General features: G+C 61.3%; 16 protein-coding genes. 2 read left to right on the forward strand and 14 right to left on the reverse strand.

Going from position 1 to position 15531, the window contains the following annotated elements; all coding sequences use genetic code 11:
- Position 1: 1 nt before the first annotated feature.
- The 3 genes from ASE04_RS00565 to ASE04_RS00575 form a co-directional block, all read right to left on the reverse strand.
- On the reverse strand, positions 2–931 hold the full coding sequence (locus ASE04_RS00565; RefSeq protein ID WP_056810283.1) for a prephenate/arogenate dehydrogenase family protein: 930 nt from the start codon (positions 929–931) through the stop codon (positions 2–4).
- The gene (hisC, locus tag ASE04_RS00570) at positions 928–2037 is read right to left on the reverse strand and encodes a histidinol-phosphate transaminase (RefSeq protein ID WP_056810287.1); all 1110 of its coding nucleotides are present in this window, start codon (positions 2035–2037) and stop codon (positions 928–930) included. The genes ASE04_RS00565 and hisC overlap by 4 nt, the downstream gene beginning before the upstream one ends.
- 89 nt (positions 2038–2126) lie before the next feature.
- Positions 2127–2903: a class I SAM-dependent methyltransferase gene (locus tag ASE04_RS00575; RefSeq protein ID WP_056810290.1), complete on the reverse strand. Its 777-nt coding sequence runs from the start codon at positions 2901–2903 to the stop codon at positions 2127–2129.
- Between the two features lie 53 nt (positions 2904–2956).
- On the opposite strand from ASE04_RS00575, the gene gloB reads away from it, so the two are divergent.
- Together gloB and ASE04_RS00585 are read left to right on the forward strand one after the other, a co-directional pair.
- Positions 2957–3727, forward strand: coding sequence for a hydroxyacylglutathione hydrolase (gloB, locus tag ASE04_RS00580; protein WP_056810294.1), 771 nt, complete (start codon positions 2957–2959; stop codon positions 3725–3727).
- Positions 3727–4149: a cupin domain-containing protein gene (locus ASE04_RS00585; protein ID WP_056810297.1), complete on the forward strand. Its 423-nt coding sequence runs from the start codon at positions 3727–3729 to the stop codon at positions 4147–4149. Before gloB ends, ASE04_RS00585 begins: the two co-directional genes overlap by 1 nt.
- A 2-nt stretch (positions 4150–4151) precedes the next feature.
- Here the strand turns inward: ASE04_RS00585 and ASE04_RS00590 are convergent, their stop codons facing one another.
- The 11 genes from ASE04_RS00590 to ASE04_RS00640 form a co-directional block, all read right to left on the reverse strand.
- Positions 4152–4400, reverse strand: coding sequence for a formate dehydrogenase subunit delta (locus ASE04_RS00590; protein WP_056810300.1), 249 nt, complete (start codon positions 4398–4400; stop codon positions 4152–4154).
- Positions 4390–5196 (reverse strand): formate dehydrogenase accessory sulfurtransferase FdhD, encoded by an 807-nt coding sequence (fdhD, locus tag ASE04_RS00595; RefSeq protein ID WP_443216835.1) that lies wholly within the window; start codon positions 5194–5196, stop codon positions 4390–4392. Before fdhD ends, ASE04_RS00590 begins: the two co-directional genes overlap by 11 nt.
- Before the next feature lie 17 nt (positions 5197–5213).
- Positions 5214–8093 (reverse strand): formate dehydrogenase subunit alpha, encoded by a 2880-nt coding sequence (fdhF, locus tag ASE04_RS00600; protein WP_056810306.1) that lies wholly within the window; start codon positions 8091–8093, stop codon positions 5214–5216.
- Between the two features lie 4 nt (positions 8094–8097).
- Positions 8098–9654, reverse strand: coding sequence for a formate dehydrogenase beta subunit (locus ASE04_RS00605; protein ID WP_056810309.1), 1557 nt, complete (start codon positions 9652–9654; stop codon positions 8098–8100).
- Positions 9651–10130 carry a formate dehydrogenase subunit gamma gene (locus ASE04_RS00610; protein WP_056810312.1) on the reverse strand — a complete coding sequence of 160 codons (480 nt, stop codon included), beginning with the start codon at positions 10128–10130 and terminating at the stop codon, positions 9651–9653. The genes ASE04_RS00605 and ASE04_RS00610 overlap by 4 nt, the downstream gene beginning before the upstream one ends.
- Before the next feature lie 144 nt (positions 10131–10274).
- The gene (locus tag ASE04_RS00615) at positions 10275–11168 is read right to left on the reverse strand and encodes a LysR family transcriptional regulator (RefSeq protein WP_056810315.1); all 894 of its coding nucleotides are present in this window, start codon (positions 11166–11168) and stop codon (positions 10275–10277) included.
- Between the two features lie 70 nt (positions 11169–11238).
- Entirely contained in the window at positions 11239–11574 is a 336-nt protein-coding gene (locus tag ASE04_RS00620; RefSeq protein ID WP_056810317.1) for an ArsR/SmtB family transcription factor, read from the reverse strand.
- A 104-nt stretch (positions 11575–11678) separates the two neighbouring features.
- Positions 11679–12449 (reverse strand): SDR family NAD(P)-dependent oxidoreductase, encoded by a 771-nt coding sequence (locus tag ASE04_RS00625; RefSeq protein WP_056811273.1) that lies wholly within the window; start codon positions 12447–12449, stop codon positions 11679–11681.
- A 235-nt stretch (positions 12450–12684) separates the two neighbouring features.
- On the reverse strand, positions 12685–13092 hold the full coding sequence (locus ASE04_RS00630) for a F0F1 ATP synthase subunit epsilon (RefSeq protein ID WP_056810320.1): 408 nt from the start codon (positions 13090–13092) through the stop codon (positions 12685–12687).
- 77 nt (positions 13093–13169) lie between these two features.
- Complete coding sequence (gene atpD / locus ASE04_RS00635) at positions 13170–14618, reverse strand: F0F1 ATP synthase subunit beta (RefSeq protein ID WP_056810323.1); 1449 nt, start codon at positions 14616–14618, stop codon at positions 13170–13172.
- Positions 14619–14641: 23 nt separating this feature from the next.
- Complete coding sequence (locus ASE04_RS00640) at positions 14642–15526, reverse strand: F0F1 ATP synthase subunit gamma (protein WP_056810326.1); 885 nt, start codon at positions 15524–15526, stop codon at positions 14642–14644.
- Between the last annotated feature and the right edge of the window lie 5 nt (positions 15527–15531).

A 15531-nucleotide genomic window follows, 5' to 3' on the forward strand; every position in this document is an offset into this window, starting at 1 on the left:
CTTAGGGCTTCTTGTCCAGGGCATGTGGGCGTCCGAAATCCGGCGCGTCCACATCTTGCCCCGCCTGTATGATTGACCGGCGGACTGCGCGGGTGCGGGTGAACAGCTCGAATATCTTGTCGCCTTCGCCCCAGCGGATCGCACGCTGCAGGTAGGCAAGATCCTCCGAGAACCGTGCGAGCATCTCAAGGATCGCATCCCTGTTGTGCAGGCAGACATCGCGCCACATCGTCGGATCCGATGCCGCGAGACGCGTGAAGTCGCGAAAACCGGACGCCGAATATTTGATGACTTCAGATTCGGTCACCGTCTCCAGGTCATCGGCCGTGCCGACGATGTTATAGGCGATGATGTGCGGCAGATGCGAGACGATCGCGAGCACCTTGTCGTGGTGCTCCGGATCCATCTCATCCACCTTGGAGCCGAGCGTCTCCCAGAACTGACGAAGCGTATTCAGCGCGACAGGATCGGTGTCGGCAACCGGCGTAAAGATGCACCAGCGTCCCTCGAACAAACCCGGAAAGCCGGCGTCCGGGCCTGACTTCTCGGTGCCTGCCAGCGGGTGCCCCGGAATGAAGTGAACTTGCGGCGGCATATGCGGCTGCATCTGCGCGATGACGGACGCCTTGGTGGAGCCGACGTCGGTCACGATCGCGCCCGGCTTCAAGCTGCCGGCGATCTCCTTCGCCACGCTTTCGGAAGCGCCGACCGGCACCGAAACGATGACCAGATCCGCACCCTCGACGGCCTCCGCCGAAGACGTCGTATAGCGGTCGCCAAGCGCCAGCTCTTCGGCGCGCTTGAGCGTTTCGGCGCTGCGGGTCGCAATCACCACATCTTTCGCCAGCCCGAGCCGCTTGATGTCATGCGCGAGCGAGGAGCCGATCAGGCCGATGCCGATCAGCGCGATGCGATCGAACTGGGCGGTCATGCCTTGCGTCCCAAAAATTCGCCGAGCGCCTCGATGACGCCGCGGTTCGCTTCCTCGGGGCCGATGCTCATACGCAGCGAATTGGCAAACCCGTAACCCTTCACGGCGCGCAGGATATAGCCGCGGCTCGTCAGGAAATCATCGGCGTCAGCGGCGCGCTTGCCGTCGACGTCAGGGAAATGAATCAGGACGAAATTGGTGACCGACGGCGTAACCTTCAGCCCGAGCGCCTCGAAAGCGGAGGTGAGCTTGTCGAGCCACATCTGGTTGAAGACGACAGTTTCCTGGACAAAGGCCTGGTCGCGGATCGCTGCAGCACCTGCTGAAATCGCGGCCGAATTCATGTTGAACGGCCCGCGAACACGGTTTAGCGCATCGACGATCTCGGCCGGCGCATACATCCAGCCGACCCGGAGTGCCGCTAGGCCGTAGACCTTCGAGAAAGTGCGCGTCATCACGACGTTTGCGTTGGACGAGACGATTTCGATCCCGGCCTCATAGTCGTTTCGGCGAACATATTCGGCATAGGCCGCGTCGAGCACCAGAACGACGTTCTTCGGGAGAGCCGCCTGCAACCGGCGTATCTCGCTGACCGGAACATAGGTGCCGGTGGGGTTGCCGGGGTTGGCGATGAACACCATTTTCGTGTTCGGGGTCACCGCAGCGAGGATGGCGTCGACATCAACCGTCGCGTCCTTCTCCTTGACCGAGACCGGCGTTGCCCCGGCGCCCATGATCTGGATCTTGTAGACGAGAAAACCGTGCTCGGTGATGATGGCCTCGGCGCCGGCGCCGAGATAGACGTGGCAAAGAAGCCCGAGCAGTTCGTCGGAGCCGTTGCCGCACAAAATGTTAGCCGGGTTAAGACCATGCACAGCAGCGATCGCCTCGCGCAATTCGATGGCCTGACCGTCGGGATAACGCTCCAGATTGGCGGCAGCGGCGCGAAATGCCTCAATCGCCTTCGGGCTGGCACCAAGCGGCGTTTCGTTCGACGAAAGCTTGTAGACGCGTGCAACGCCTGGGGCGTGCTCCTTGCCCGGCACATAGGCTGCGATATCCAGGATACCGGGACGCGGAACGGGCTTGCTCATCTCTTCGCTCATGGGATCGACCTTGGAAAAACACCGGAAATCCGGCTAAAATTGCCCAGAGGCAATAGAACGGAACGACGATCTTGTCGAGTGCCGAGCGGCTATCTGCTGCGCGTCGTCGGAACGCCATGAGGTGCCAGCACCGGAACGAAGACGCGGCGAGAGGCGCGGGCGGCCACCGGCAGGCCCTGATAGAGCCGCTTCTGGGCTTCGACGATGATAACGCCGGAGAAGGCGGGCCACAATGCGCGCCCGACACGCTCGAAGACACCGCGAACCCGCATCATCGTGCGAAGCTTGGACGGCGGAAACAACAGCGCCTCGGCGGTAGCGCCTGGTGTGAAGTTCGTCTCGCGCAGCAGATGCGTCAGCTGGCCGCGTGAATAGGGACGCCCGGAGCCGAAAGGCGTGTGCTCCATCCGGGCCCATACGCCGCGACGGTTCGGCACCACGATAACGAGGCGCCCGCCGGGCGCCAGCACCCGCCAGAGCTCTTTCAAGGTTTCACGCGGGCTCTCCGCGAACTCGAGCGAATGAACCATCAGCACCCGATCGATCGACGAGTCGGGCAGAGGCAATTCCTCGTCGAAGATAAGCGCGGTGCTCGACAGCGAACCCATCGGCCAATTGACCGCACCTTGCCCGGCCGGCATGAACGCAAATGTGCGCTCCGTATCGGCCTGGAAACGATCGAGAAACGGCACGGCATAGCCGAGGCCGACAAGCCGCTCCTGCGGCAGCCGCACCCATAGCGACGACAGCGCCATGGAAATCGACTGCTCGGCAATTCGGCCAAGGTCCGAGTGATAAAACTGGCGCAGGTCTACGATATCGGCGTGCATTGCACCAAATGTTATCAATGGTCGATTGGACTTCAAGATGGGAACCTCTACATTCCCGGTATGTCCGCGATAAAGAGGTATTTTGAGCGATGAAACCTTTGGATTTAGATGTTTTTCTTTGCCGCACCGATAATTTCGGGGTGCTGGTGCATGATCCGGAAACCGATCTGACGGCGTCGATCGACGCCCCCGATGCGGATGCCGTCGTGGCCGCCGCCAATCGACGCGGCTGGACGATCACCCACATTTTCACGACCCACCATCACACCGACCACGTTGAAGGCAACCTTGCGCTCAAGGAGCAGTACGGCTGCGAGATCGTCGGGCCGATCAATGAAGCTGTCGCCATACCGGGCCTCGACAAGACGATGGCCGACGGCGACACATTTCTGTTTGGCGACCACACCATCAGCGTGATCGAGACGCCCGGCCACACGGCAGGCCACATCTGCTATCATTTCGTCGACGACAAGCTTCTGTTTGCCGCAGATACGCTGTTCGCGCTCGGCTGTGGACGGCTCTTCGAGCGACCGGCGGCCGACATGTGGCACTCCCTGCAGAAGCTTGCGGTGCTCCCCGATGAAACGGCGGTCTATTTCGGCCACGAGTACACCTTGTCGAATGCCCGATTCGCGCTGACGATCGATCCCACCAACGAACGGCTGAAGAGCCGCGCCGCCGAGATCGAAGCAATGCGGGCCGAGGGCAAGTTCACCATCCCCACCACGCTTGCTCTGGAGAAGGAAACGAACCCCTTCCTGCGCGCCGGCGACCCCGCGATCCGCCGCAACCTGCTGATGGAGAGCAAGACGAACGAAGAGGTGTTTGCCGAAATCCGCAAGCGCAAGGACAATTTCTGATGTCGCCGGACGAGATTATCGAAGCGCTTTCGATGCAGCCGCACCCGGAAGGCGGCTGGTACGTCCAGACTTTTCGCGATAGCCCCGACGACAGGCGCGGGCATTCGACGGCGATCTACTACCTGCTGAAATCAGGACAACGCTCGCATTGGCACCGTGTGCACGACGCGGCCGAGGTCTGGCATTTCTACGCCGGTGCACCGCTTGCGCTACATCGCTCCGAAGACGGGAAAGCAAGCGAAACCTTGCGGCTCGGGACGGACATCCGCGCCGGCGAACGCCCGCAGGCGATCATCCCGGCAAACTGGTGGCAATCTGCTGAAACGCTCGGCGATTTCACGCTGGTCGGCTGCACGGTTGCACCCGGCTTCGAATTTGCGAGCTTCGAAATGGCGCCACCGGACTGGAAGCCGGCAGGCTGAGATCAGGGCTGCGTGACCGCTGCGACCGGCTCGGGTTTCTTGATCATCCGGGCCGCGTCGAGAACGAGCGGATGCAGCCCGCTATCCCCCGTCTCCAGGATCTCGAACAGTTGCCGCCGCATGCGCGGCTCCCAGAACTTGTTGATATGTGCCGCAACGCCCTCAACCGCCTCGGAGGCCGGCTGGCTGGTGAAGAAGGTGGCGATCTGGTTGGCCATATAGACCAGCTTGCTGTGCGTATCATGCGACATCGGAAATACTTCCCGGCTGAATGCGGTGCGTATGCGTGAAAATCTCGAAGTCCTCGCCGCGCACGAGGGCAACGAGGGTCATGCCGGCTTCATCGGCCGTGCGAATAGCAAGGGCTGTCGGCGCCGAAATAGCGACAAGAATGGAACTGCCGAGGATCGCCGCCTTCTGGACCATCTCGACGGACAGACGACTGGTGACAGTGACGACGCCCTCAGCCCCGGATCGCTTCTGGGAGATCACCGCGCCGCAGAGCTTGTCGAGCGCGTTGTGGCGGCCGACATCCTCTCGCACGGCAAGCAGTCCCTTGCCCGGCAGGTAGAAGCCGGCGCCATGTACGGCGCGCGTCTCGCGATGTAGCGGCTGCGCGCCATTCAATAGCGAAACCGCCTCAACGATGTCTCCGTGGGCAGCCTTGAGGGACACGGCCCTCACGTCAGGTACCTTGCGAACCGCCTGCTCGATCGACTCGATGCCGCAGAGACCGCAGCCGACAGGCCCGGCCATGCTGCGTCTGCGCGCCGTCAGGGCCGTGGCAACATCATCAACCAGTGCCACCTGGACATCGATGCCGCTCTCGGTCTCGACGATCTCGATGCCGGCGATCTGACCGACATCGGAAATGATTCCTTCCGTGAGGCTGAAGCCGATAGCAAAATCCTCAAGATCGGCGGGCGTGCCCATCATCACGGCATGCGTGCTGCCGCCATAGGAAAACGCGATCGGCACTTCTTCCGGAACGATCCGCTCGCCGGACAGGACGACACCGCCGCTGCAGGCGGTGCGCCTGACGGCAATACGGGTCGGGCGCTCGATCACTCGGCTGGCTCCAGCTTGCTGACGATGCGTCGGCTCTGGCGTGCCTGCTCGTCATAGTCCCGCTGCCAGTCGGTCGGGCCGTTGGACGGCGAGACCTGCACGGCGGTCACCTTGTACTCCGGGCAGTTGGTGGCCCAGTCCGAGAAGTCCGTCGTGATGACGTTCGCCTGCGTATCCGGATGGTGGAAGGTCGTGTAGACGACACCCGGTGCCACACGGTCGGTGATCAGCGCCCGCAGCGTCGTATCACCCGAGCGGCTCATCAGTTTGATCCAGTCGCCGTCACGAATGCCGCGCTGTTCGGCGTCGTGCGCATGGATCTCCAGACGGTCCTCGGGATGCCAGACCACATTTTCCGTGCGGCGTGTCTGGGCCCCGACATTGTACTGGCTGAGGATACGGCCCGTCGTCAGCAGCAGCGGGAAGCGCGGCCCCGTCCGCTCGTCGGTCGCGACATACTCGGTGCGGATGAACTTGCCCTTGCCGCGGACAAAGCCGTCGACATGCATGATCGGCGATCCCTCGGGATGCGCTTCGTTGCAGGGCCACTGCACCGACCCAACCTTCTCCAGATAGTCGTAGGAGACGAGCGCAAAGCTCGGCGTCGTCGCGGCGATCTCGTCCATGATCTCGGACGGATGCGTATAGTTCCAGCCAAGTCCCATGGCCTGCGCCATCTTCTGCGTGACTTCCCAATCGGCATAACCGTTGCGCGGGCTCATGACCTTGCGAACGCGGTTGATGCGACGCTCGGCATTGGTAAAGGTGCCGTCCTTCTCGAGGAAGCTCGAGCCCGGCAGGAAGACATGCGCGTAGTTCGCCGTCTCGTTCAGGAAGAGGTCGTGAACGACGACACACTCCATAGCGGCCAAGCCGGCCGCGACGTGCTTCGTATCGGGGTCGGATTGCAGGATATCCTCACCCTGGACGTAGAGGGCCTTGAACGTTCCATCGACCGCCGCATCCAGCATGTTCGGAATGCGCAGCCCCGGCTCGTTGCTGATCTTGACGCCCCAAAGCTTCTCGAAGATGTCGCGCGTCGCATCGTCGGCGACATGACGGTAGCCAGGCAGTTCATGCGGGAACGACCCCATGTCGCAGGAGCCTTGCACATTGTTCTGCCCACGCAGCGGGTTCACGCCGACGCCGGGACGGCCGATATTGCCGGTCACCATGGCAAGGTTGGCGATCGCCATGACTGTGGTCGAGCCCTGGCTGTGTTCGGTGACACCAAGACCATAATAGATCGCCCCGTTGCCGCCCTTGGCATAGAGGCGTGCGGCACCACGCACGAGATCGGCCGGAACGCCGGTGAACTTCTCGGACGCTTCCGGGCTGTGATGCGGCTCGCCGACAAAGCTCGCCCAGTCCTCGAATTCGGACCAGTCGCAGCGTTCGCGGATAAAGGTCTCGTCGAACAGCCCTTCCGTCACGATGACATGCGCCAGCGACGTCAGGATCGCGACGTTCGTGCCGGGCTTCAACGGCAGATGATAGGATGCCTCGACATGCGGCGAACGCACGATGTCGGTGCGGCGCGGATCGATGACGATCAGCTTTGCACCCTGGCGCAGCCGCTTCTTCAGGCGAGAGCCGAAAACCGGATGTCCATCGGTTGGGTTGGCGCCGATGATGACGACGACATCGCTCTGCTCGACGCTGTCGAAGTTCTGCGTGCCGGCCGAGGTACCGAAGGCCTGGCCGAGGCCGTAACCGGTCGGTGAATGGCAGACGCGGGCGCAGGTATCGACATTGTTGTTGCGGAAGCCGGCACGCACCAGCTTCTGCACCAGATAGGTTTCCTCGTTGGTGCAACGAGACGACGTGATACCGCCGACGGAATCGCGACCGTACTGATACTGGATGCGGCGGAACTCCGAGGCGACATGCGCGAAGGCCTCGTCCCAGCTCACTTCGCGCCAGGGATCGGTGATCTTCTCACGGACCATCGGATTGAGGATGCGATCCGTGTGGCTGGAATAGCCATAGGCGAAGCGGCCCTTGACGCAGGAATGGCCGCGGTTCGCCTGCCCGTCCTTCCAGGGCACCATGCGCACCAGTTCTTCGCCACGCATCTCTGCCTTGAAGGAGCAGCCGACGCCGCAATAGGCGCAGGTGGTGACGACGGAATGCTCAGGCTGACCGATTTCGATGACCGACTTCTCCGTCAGCGTCGCTGTCGGACAGGCCTGCACGCAGGCGCCGCAGGAGACGCACTCCGACGAGACAAAGTCCTCGTGCATGCCGGCAGAAACACGCGAATCGAAGCCGCGGCCTTCAATCGTCAGCGCGAACGTGCCCTGCACTTCCTCGCAGGCGCGCACGCAGCGCGAACAGACGATGCATTTCGCGGGATCGAAGGTGAAATAGGGGTTGGACTCGTCCTTCGGCTCCCATTTGAGATTGAGATCGCCGTTGTTTCGCGCTTTGATGTGGTTGTCGCCCTCATAGCCATAGCGTACGTCGCGCAGACCGACCGCGCCCGCCATGTCCTGCAGCTCGCAATCGCCGTTGGCGGCACAGGTCAGACAGTCGAGCGGATGATCGGAGATGTAGAGCTCCATCACGCCTTTGCGCACATCCTTCAGGCGGTTCGTCTGCGTCGAAACCACCATGCCAGGCGCAACCGGCGTTGTGCAGGACGCAGGGAGGCCCGCCCGCCCCTGGATCTCGACAAGACAGAGGCGGCAAGAACCGAAGGCGTCGATCATGTCGGTGGCGCAGAGTTTCGGGATCTCGATGCCCGCATCCATCGAGGCGCGCATGATCGATGTGCCCTCGGGCACCGTCACCTGGTTGCCGTCGATGGTAAGCGTCACCATGGTTTCGGAGGTCGAGGCCGGCGTGCCGTAATCGGTTTCATGGACGAGAGGCATGGTCTTACTCCGCCGCTTCGATGAGAGGTGTGGGAACGAAATCTTCGGGGAAATGCGTCATGGCGCTCATGACCGGATAGGGCGTGAAGCCCCCGAGCGCGCAGAGCGACCCGAATTTCATGGTGTTGCAGAGATCGGTAAGCAGCTCGCGGTTTTTCTCCGGCTCGATACCGCGCGCGATCTTGTCCGCCGTTTCGACGCCGCGCGTCGAGCCGATACGGCAGGGCGTGCACTTACCGCAGCTTTCTACGGCGCAGAACTCCATCGCGAAGCGCGCCTGCTTCAGCATATCGGCGCTTTCGTCGAAGACGACGATACCGGCATGGCCGATCAGGCCGTCTTTGGCCGCGAAAGACTCGTAGTCGAATGGTGTATCGAACAGCGCGCGTGGAAAGTAGGCACCGAGCGGACCACCGACCTGAACCGCCTTCACCGGCCGCCCGGATGCGGTTCCGCCGGCAATGTCATCGATCAGTTCGCCGAGCGAAATGCCGAACGCGGTCTCGAACAGACCGCCGTGCTTCACATTGCCGGCAATCTGGATCGGAATAGTGCCGCGCGAGCGGCCAAGGCCGAAGTCGCGGTAATAGGCAGCGCCCTTGTCCATGATCACAGGCACCGAGGCGAGCGAAATGACGTTGTTGATGACGGTGGGACAATCGAAGAGCCCCTTGTGAGCAGGCAGCGGCGGCTTGGCGCGAACAACACCGCGCTTGCCTTCAAGGCTGTTCAGAAGTGCTGTCTCCTCGCCGCAGACATAGGCGCCGGCGCCGGTGCGGACTTCCATGTCGAACGCCTTGCCCGAGCCCAGAACCGACGTGCCGAGGATGCCGGCGCTGCGGGCAATATCGATCGCCCGGCTCATCGCCGCGATCGCATGCGGATATTCCGACCGCGTGTAGATAAAGCCCTTGGTGGCGCCTGTCGCAAGGCCAGCGATCGCCATCCCCTCGATCAGCACGAAGGGATCGCCTTCCATGATCATCCGGTCGGCGAAGGTGCCGCTGTCGCCTTCATCGGCATTGCAGACGATGTATTTACGCTCACCCGGCGCGTCGAGCACCGTCTTCCACTTGATCCCCGTCGGGAAGCCCGCGCCGCCACGGCCGCGCAGACCGGAATCGGTAACTTCCTTGACGACATCGGCGGGCTGCATCGAAACCGCACGGCGCAAGCCGGCGAGACCGCCATGCGCCTCATAATCGTCAAGCGAGAGCGGATCGGTGATGCCGCAGCGGGCAAAGGTCAGGCGTGTCTGGCGCTTGAGGAACGGCAGTTCCTCAACCTCGCCAAGACAGAGCGGATGATCCTTGCCCGTGACCAATCCGGCATCGAACAGCGAAACCACGTCCTTCGCCTTCACCGGCCCGTAGCCGACGCGCTTGCCAGCGACTTCCACCTCGACCAGCGGCTCCAGCCAGTGCATGCCGCGAGAACCATTGCGCACGATCTTGGCGTCGAGCCCGCGAGCCGCAATCTGCTCGGCGGTCGCCTTTGCCACACGCTCCGCACCCAATGCCAGGGCAGCCGCATCACAGGGAACATAAATCCGGACGGTCATCGACGTGCCTCCGAAATCAGCGCCTCGAGATCGGCGGCGTCCACCCGGCCATGTACCTCGCCGTCCATCATCGCGGACGGCGAGCACGAACAGAGCCCGAGACAGAAGACGGGTTCGAGGGTGATCGCTCCATCTGGCGTCGTGCCGTGCCAGTCGATGCCAAGCAGCGCCTTGACGCGCTCGGCCAGCAGATCGCCGCCCATCGACTGGCAGGCCTCGGCGCGACAGAGCTTCAGCACATGCCGGCCAGCAGGATGATCGCGATAATCATGATAGAAGGTGACGACGCCATGAACCTCGGCGCGAGAGAGATTCAGCTCTTTCGCGATGATGGGTAACGCCTCTTGCGAGACATAGCCGAATTCATCCTGGATCTCGTGCAGGATCGGCAGCAACGGGCCTTCGAGATGCTTGAGATGGTCGATGATCGCGATGGTACGTGTTGCGATATCGCCATTGGCGACATGGATATTCATCAGCAGCCCTCCCGCGGCCTGCGAATCGCGGTAAAGGCCCTCTTCCGTAGCCTGCGACCGCTAACGTCAGTTCATTATAGAACTTTCTCAGGCTTGGACGAAGCGATCAATAATGTTGTTCCGTCAAACGATAGGATAAACCTATCAAAAATCCGCCTCTTCGGCGAGATTGCGCGCCTCATGCAGCAAAGCGGAAACCAATGGCGTGAATGGCTCACGATGCGTCGCCACCAGACCGACGAGATGATGGGCTTGCGGCTCGGTGATCGGGATCATCCTGATTTCAGCAGGAAAACCGAATGATTTTGCAATATTGCGCGGCATTATGCTCGCCCAGCGCCCTGTCCGGACGTGGGAGAACAGCACGATCATCGAGTTCGACTCGAGTGTCGGGTGCGCAACGGCGCCCGCTTCGGCGAGATGCTGATTGATGATGCGGCGGTTTTGCATGTCCGCCGTCAATAGACAAAGCCGAAGAAGGCCGACTTCCTTCCACGTCACACTCTCGCGATCAGAGAGAGGGCTGCCGGCAGCCGTGATCAGATTGTAATGCTCGGCATAGAGCGGAACGCTGGTGACACGCCCGAGCGGCTCATTCTCGAGGTAGGTGATCCCGGCATCGATCTCGAGATTCTCAAGCATGCTCAGGACCTGCAGCGAGTTTCTGGAGACGATCGAAAAGGTCACATCCGGATGCCGCTCCTGAAATGGCGCCGTGATTTTCGTCAGCATGGACAAGGCTGTCGGAATTGCCGCAATCTTGATGTGTCCGGACAGGCCCTTTCGGGCGGCGCGCATCTCCTCCCGCATGGTGCGGGTATCTCCGACGATGCGCCGCGCCCACTCCAGCACGCGCTGCCCTTCCGGCGTCAGCCCCTGGAAGCGTGAACCACGCTGCACGAGAATGACGCCCAGCTGATCCTCCAGCTGGCGGATCGCTGCCGAAAGCGAAGGTTGTGAAATTCCGCACTCTTCGGCAGCACGGCCAAAATGCTTCTCGTTTGCGAGAGCGATAAAGAATTCCAGCTTGTCGATCATCCCGCCTCCGCGCCGAACCTCGGCTCACGCTATTGTCACGACAAGACCGCGACGGGCAAGAGGGCTGGGGTTAGGCGTCCGCCGGCACCATGACGAAGAGTGTCCGCAGGAAGGCAACGGTACCCGGGTTCTCCACGCGATAGTAGATCAACCGACCCTGCCTGCGGGTGTTGACGATCCCCTCCATCCGCAGACGGGCAAGCTGTTGAGAAACCATCGCTTGTTGGATGCCGAGGATATCCTCGATCTCGCCTACCGTTCTCTCCCCATCGGCAAGAATGCAGAGGATGAGGAGCCGCGTATGGTGGGCGAGCGCTTTTAGAAGATCGCTCGCCTCTCGTGCGCGCACGGAGAATTTCTGAAATTCGTGATCGGGCATACCCGATCTCGGTGTAGGCAAATGCATTCTATATCTCTGATTGCATGAATTATAAAACTCAAGTCACAAGATAACATATACGCGCATGCCGATCGTTTGGATCTTCTAAAATACCAAAAAAAGTCCGGCGGTTAGCAAATGAGCTGACCGCCATTGATTTCAAGTACTTGTCCGGTCACATAACCGGAAAGTGAAGGCGCAGCCAGAAAGAGGTAGGCCGGTGCGCAGTCCTCTGCCGTGCCAAGCCGCTGCAGAGGGATGCTCTTGCGAGTCGCCTCGAGCTTCTCGGGAGAAGAATAGCGTTGATGGAAATCCGTCTCGATGGTGCCAGGCGAAACGCAGTTGACCCGGACACCAGCGGGCGCCAGTTCTCGCGCAAGCGCCTTGGAGTAAGTGGCAACGAACGCCTTCGACGCCGAATAGATTGCCGATCCCGGGCTACCTCCGGTCAGCGCGGAAATCGAAACCGTATTGACGATCGCCGCACCCTGCGCCGCCCGCAATGCCGGAATGAGCGCCCGTGTCAGCTCCACGACGGACGTCTGGTTAAGTTGCACGACTGATTGATACTGCTCGTCCGTCAGCTGATCGGCGGGAAAACGGCCGACCATGGTGCCGGCATTGTTGACGAGCACGTCGATACGGTCGAACGTCGAAAGCACCGTGTTGGCGAAGGCCCGCGTTCCCTCGGCCTTGCTGAAATCGGCGGCGACCAGAAACGCACGCCGATCAGCTTCAGCCGTCAGCAGAAAGTCCGGCAAGCTACGCTCGCTTTCACGACCGATGTGAGCAAGCACCTTGGCGCCGCAATCCAGAAACTGGCGGGTGACCTCGAGCCCGATCCCCCTGCCAGCACCTGTCACCACGACATTGCGATTTTCGAACAGCTTTGGATGAAACATGATCCCCCCGATGGACATCGTGGCGCCGTCTTCGCGCCGAACGTTATGAATCCCCACAGCGAAAACTATGGCGGCAACCGCGGAAAGCAAACACGCGCGACGGCCGCCGTCAACGCTGCATGTCTCGCAACGGCACGAGTTGACACCGACCCCGCGAGAAGTGCTGACACCATGTGGCAAAAACAAAAAAAGCGGCCTCGAAGGGCCGCTTTCCATCCGTCTTATTCAGACGATATCAGTCCTGATTGACCACACCCTTGAGGTGCGTGAGCTCCATGATGTAGTGCTCAAGCCGGGACTTCTGCTCATGGTGGTGTGCGTCGTCGAGTTCGGTCTTCGCCGCGTCGATACGCAGTGTCAACTCGTCCTTGGACAGGTCCTGTACGATGACAGCGGATTCAGCAAGCAGCGTGCAGCCGGTCGGCAGAATGTCTGCAAAACCGCCGAACACCACGTAGTCCTGCTTCTTGCCGTTCGCGGAGCGAACGCTGACGATGCCGGGCTTGATTGTTGTCATCGTCGGGGCGTGGTGCGCCATGACGGTCATCTCGCCGTCGGTTGCCGGAATGACAACTTCGGTCACCATCTCCGACAGCAGCAGTCGCTCGGGAGATACGAGTTCAAAATTGAAATTGTCAGCCATGACGTTTCACTTCTTGATTGTCTTTGAAACGAGAGACGGCGCGCGGGGACGGACCCTGCGCGCCGTAAGTGAATGCATCAAGCCGCTGCGGAGAGCTTCTTGGCCTTTTCGATGGCTTCTTCCATCGAGCCGACCATGTAGAAGGCAGCTTCCGGCAGGTGGTCGTAGTCGCCGTTGACCAGGCCCTTGAAGCCCTTGATCGTGTCTTCGAGCGCGACGAGCTTGCCCGGCGAACCGGTGAAGACTTCGGCAACGAAGAACGGCTGCGACAGGAAGCGCTCGATCTTGCGGGCGCGGGCAACGGCCAGCTTGTCCTCTTCGGACAGTTCGTCCATGCCCAGGATCGCGATGATGTCCTGCAGAGACTTGTAGCGCTGCAGCGTCGACTGAACCTTACGAGCCACTTCGTAGTGCTCTTCGCCGACAACGATCGGGTCGAGCATGCGCGAGGTAGAGTCGAGCGGATCAACAGCCGGGTAGATACCCTTTTCGGCGATCGAGCGCGACAGAACCGTCGTTGCGTCCAAGTGGGCGAACGAGGTTGCCGGAGCCGGGTCGGTCAAGTCGTCGGCAGGAACGTAAATCGCCTGAACCGAGGTGATCGAGCCGGTCGTCGTGGTCGTGATGCGCTCCTGCATCTGGCCCATGTCCGTGGCGAGCGTCGGCTGATAACCAACGGCCGAAGGAATACGACCGAGCAGAGCCGACACTTCGGAACCTGCCTGCGTGAAGCGGAAGATGTTGTCGACGAAGAACAGAACGTCCTGGCCCTTGTCGCGGAAGTCTTCAGCGATCGTCAGACCGGTGAGCGCGACGCGAGCGCGGGCGCCCGGCGGTTCGTTCATCTGGCCGTAAACGAGGGCTGCCTTCGAGCCTTCGCCGCCGCCATGCTTGTTGACGCCCGATTCGATCATTTCGTGGTAAAGGTCGTTGCCTTCGCGGGTACGTTCACCCACGCCGGCGAATACCGAGTAACCACCGTGCGCCTTGGCGACGTTGTTGATCAGTTCCATGATGAGAACGGTCTTGCCGACGCCTGCGCCGCCGAAGAGGCCGATCTTGCCGCCCTTTGCGTAAGGTGCCAGCAGGTCGACGACCTTGATGCCGGTGACGAGGATCTGTGCTTCCGTCGACTGGTCGACGTAGGCAGGTGCATCCTGGTGGATGGCGCGCTTGCCCGAGGTAACCAGCGGACCGGCTTCGTCGACCGGCTCGCCGATGACGTTCATGATACGGCCGAGCGTTTCCGGACCGACCGGAACGGTGATCGGGCCACCGGTGTCGGAAACCGGCTGACCGCGAACCAGACCTTCGGTCGAGTCCATGGCGATCGTGCGGACTTCGTTTTCACCAAGATGCTGCGCGACTTCGAGCACGAGGCGGTTGCCGCCGTTCGTGGTTTCGAGCGCGTTCAAGATCGCCGGCAGTTCGCCTTCGAAAGCAACGTCCACGACGGCGCCGATAACCTGCGTAACCTTGCCGGCGGAGCCTGCCGCGGCCTTCTTGGGGGTAGCTGCCTTAGCCATCTTCTTACCCTCTTTCCCTAACCTCAGAGCGCTTCCGCGCCCGAAATGATTTCAATGAGTTCCTTGGTGATCTGAGCCTGACGCTGACGGTTGTAGGAAAGCGTCAGCTTGTTGATCATTTCACCAGCGTTGCGCGTTGCATTGTCCATGGCGCTCATCTTGGCACCCATTTCACCAGCGACGTTCTCGAGGAGCGCGCGGAAGATCTGGACCGAGATGTTGCGCGGGATCAGATCCTCGAGGATCGATGCCGGATCCGGCTCGTATTCGTAGACTGCGCCGGCATGCTCCGCATCCTGAACAACTGCCGTGGGGGCCGATGCCGGGATGAGCTGCTGTGCCGTCGGAACCTGCGAGATGACCGACTTGAATTCGGAGTAGAACAACGTGCAGACGTCGAACTCGCCGGCGTCGAACATCTCGATGATGCGCTTGCCGATCTGATCCGCATTCTCGAAGCCGACCTTCTTCACCTCGCGCAATTCCTTGCGCTCGACGATGAGCGAAGCGAATTCACGACGCAGAACGTCGTAACCCTTCTTGCCGACGGTGAAGAACTTGACGGTCTTTCCTTCAGCAATGAGCTTGCGAGCGTGATCGCGCGCAAAACGCGAGATCTGCGAGTTGAAGCCGCCGCACAGGCCGCGTTCGGCAGTGCAGACGACCAGCAAATGAACCTGGTCCTTGCCGGTGCCGGTCATCAGCGCCGGCGCGCCGTCGGCGTCCGTTATCGCACCGGCGATGTTTGCCAGAACGGCACCCATGCGCTGCGAGTACGGACGGGCGGCCTCGGCCGCCTCCTGGGCACGCCGAAGCTTCGCCGCGGCGACCATTTTCATCGCCTTGGTGATCTTCTGCGTCGCCTTGACGGAGGCGATCCGGTTTTTCAGATCCTTAAGTGAAGGCATCCGTT

It is taken from the genome of Rhizobium sp. Root708, assembly GCF_001429725.1.
Taxonomy (GTDB): Bacteria; Pseudomonadota; Alphaproteobacteria; order Rhizobiales; family Rhizobiaceae; genus Rhizobium.

Coding starts and splice junctions, on each gene's coding strand:
- ASE04_RS00565 (WP_056810283.1), bottom strand. CDS start 931: ATGACCGCCCAGTTCGATCGCATCGCGCTGATCGGCATCGGCCTGATC.
- hisC (WP_056810287.1), bottom strand. CDS start 2,037: ATGAGCGAAGAGATGAGCAAGCCCGTTCCGCGTCCCGGTATCCTGGAT.
- gloB (WP_056810294.1), top strand. CDS start 2,957: ATGAAACCTTTGGATTTAGATGTTTTTCTTTGCCGCACCGATAATTTC.
- ASE04_RS00585 (WP_056810297.1), top strand. CDS start 3,727: ATGTCGCCGGACGAGATTATCGAAGCGCTTTCGATGCAGCCGCACCCG.
- ASE04_RS00590 (WP_056810300.1), bottom strand. CDS start 4,400: ATGTCGCATGATACGCACAGCAAGCTGGTCTATATGGCCAACCAGATC.
- fdhF (WP_056810306.1), bottom strand. CDS start 8,093: ATGCCTCTCGTCCATGAAACCGATTACGGCACGCCGGCCTCGACCTCC.
- ASE04_RS00605 (WP_056810309.1), bottom strand. CDS start 9,654: ATGACCGTCCGGATTTATGTTCCCTGTGATGCGGCTGCCCTGGCATTG.
- ASE04_RS00610 (WP_056810312.1), bottom strand. CDS start 10,130: ATGAATATCCATGTCGCCAATGGCGATATCGCAACACGTACCATCGCG.
- ASE04_RS00615 (WP_056810315.1), bottom strand. CDS start 11,168: ATGATCGACAAGCTGGAATTCTTTATCGCTCTCGCAAACGAGAAGCAT.
- ASE04_RS00620 (WP_056810317.1), bottom strand. CDS start 11,574: ATGCATTTGCCTACACCGAGATCGGGTATGCCCGATCACGAATTTCAG.
- ASE04_RS00625 (WP_056811273.1), bottom strand. CDS start 12,449: ATGTTTCATCCAAAGCTGTTCGAAAATCGCAATGTCGTGGTGACAGGT.
- ASE04_RS00630 (WP_056810320.1), bottom strand. CDS start 13,092: ATGGCTGACAATTTCAATTTTGAACTCGTATCTCCCGAGCGACTGCTG.
- atpD (WP_056810323.1), bottom strand. CDS start 14,618: ATGGCTAAGGCAGCTACCCCCAAGAAGGCCGCGGCAGGCTCCGCCGGC.
- ASE04_RS00640 (WP_056810326.1), bottom strand. CDS start 15,526: ATGCCTTCACTTAAGGATCTGAAAAACCGGATCGCCTCCGTCAAGGCG.